Raw genomic sequence first — 1806 nt, 5'->3', positions numbered from 1 at the left:
AACAGCAGCCCGGCGTCCAGGAGCTGGTCGATCAGGTAGGCCATGCCGCCGGCGGCATGGAAGTGATTCACGTCCGCCTTGCCGCTGGGGTAGATCCGTGCGAGTAGCGGCACCACCCGGGAGAGCTCGGCGAAGTCGTCCCAGGTGAGCTCGATGCCCGCCGCCCGGGCGATGGCCGGCAGGTGGATGGTGTGGTTGGTCGAACCGCCGGTGGCGAGCAGGCCGACCACCGCGTTGACGATGGACTCCTCGCAGACGACCCGGCCGACCGGGGTGTACTCCTCGCCACCGTGGCGCAGCTCGACCGCGCGGCGGGTGGCGGCAACGGTGAGCGCATCGCGCAGCGGCATACCCGGGTTCACGAACGCGGCACCGGGCAGGTGCAGACCCATGACCTCCATGAGCAGCTGGTTGCTGTTCGCCGTGCCGTAGAAGGTGCAGGTGCCCGGGGCGTGGTAGGACTGCGACTCCGCCTCGAGCAGCGCCGCCCGATCCACCCGGCCCTCGGCGTAGAGCTGGCGGATGCGGGACTTCTCGGCATTCGGCAGCCCCGAGGGCATGGGACCGGCGGGGACGAAGACGAACGGCAGGTGACCGAAGTGCAGCGCCCCGATCAGCAGCCCGGGGACGATCTTGTCGCACACGCCCAGGCAGAGCCCTGCATCGAAGGCGTTGTGCGACAGCGCGATCGCCGTGGCCATGGCAATGGTGTCGCGGCTGAACAGCGACAGCTCCATGCCGGGCTGGCCCTGGGTGATGCCGTCGCACATCGCCGGCACGCCGCCGGCGAACTGCGCGGTCGCGCCGGCATCCCGCGCGGCCTGCCGGATCAGCGGCGGGAAATCCCCCAGCGGCTGATGGGCGCTCAGCATGTCGTTGTACGCCGAGACGATGGCGACGTTCGGCCGCTGCAGACCGCGCAGCGACGCCTTGTCGGAATCGCCGGCGGCGGCGAAGGCGTGGGCGAGATTCGTGCAGGACAGGCCCGCGCGAACGGGCCCCTCGTGGCCGGCGGCATCGATGCCGGCCAGGTAGTCGCGGCGGCGCTCACGGCTGCGCTCGCGGATGCGCTCGCACACCTCGGTGAGTACGGGATGGACGTCTGTCATGGACGGGGCTCCGGGGACGGTCACGGTTATGTAATAAAACTACAACAACGGTAGCCCCTCTGGGTTGCGGCGTCAAAAATGCCTACACCCCAGACGAAAAACCGTCTATCGCTTGGATTATCACCCATCAGTGTGTAATTTTACTACATACCGTCACCCCGACGGCGCCAACCATCCCGACGGAGGGGCACACCTTGGCCACTGTCGAGCCATTCGACCTGATCATCTTCGGAGGCACCGGCGATCTCGCCATGCGCAAGCTCGTCCCGGCCCTCTACCAGCGCCACCGCGACGGCGAACTCCCGGACGACGGACGCATCCTCGCGCTCTCCCGCAGCGCCCTCGACCGCGACGGATTCCTCCAGCAGGCCGAGGCCCAGTGCCGCGAGTTCGTGCCCTCGGAGGAGTTCGATGTCCAGCAGTGGCGACGTTTCACCGAGCTGCTCGATTTCCGCCAGGTCGACGCGAGCACGCCGGCGGACTACGGTCGGCTGGCGGAATGGCTCGCCCCGCACCCCGAGCGCACCCGGGTGTTCTACCTGGCGACGAGCCCGGCGCTGTTCGTCGGCATCTGCGACAACCTCGCCGCCAGCGACCTGGTCACGCCGGCATCGCGGGTGGTACTGGAGAAACCCCTCGGCCACGACCTCGCCTCCGCCACGGCGATCTCCGAGCGCATCGGCGCGATCTTCTCCGA

The 1806-nt window shown here is 68.7% G+C and carries 1 protein-coding gene and 1 pseudogene; one reads left to right on the top strand and one right to left on the bottom strand.

Annotation, left to right across the window (positions count from 1 at the left end; translation table 11 throughout):
* Positions 1 to 1109, bottom strand: a 1109-nt coding sequence (locus tag G7A99_RS19035) for a dihydroxy-acid dehydratase (RefSeq protein ID WP_163143145.1), incomplete at its 3' end; no start/stop codon positions are given.
* Between the two features lie 194 nt (positions 1110 to 1303).
* Between G7A99_RS19035 and G7A99_RS19030 the strand changes: the two are divergent.
* A pseudogene (locus tag G7A99_RS19030) lies at positions 1304 to 1806 on the top strand (glucose-6-phosphate dehydrogenase); the annotation flags it as partial.

Source organism: Arhodomonas sp. KWT (assembly GCF_010993615.1).
The sequence above is the reverse complement of the archived record's forward strand: the minus strand, read 5'-3'. Positions and strand labels throughout refer to the sequence as shown.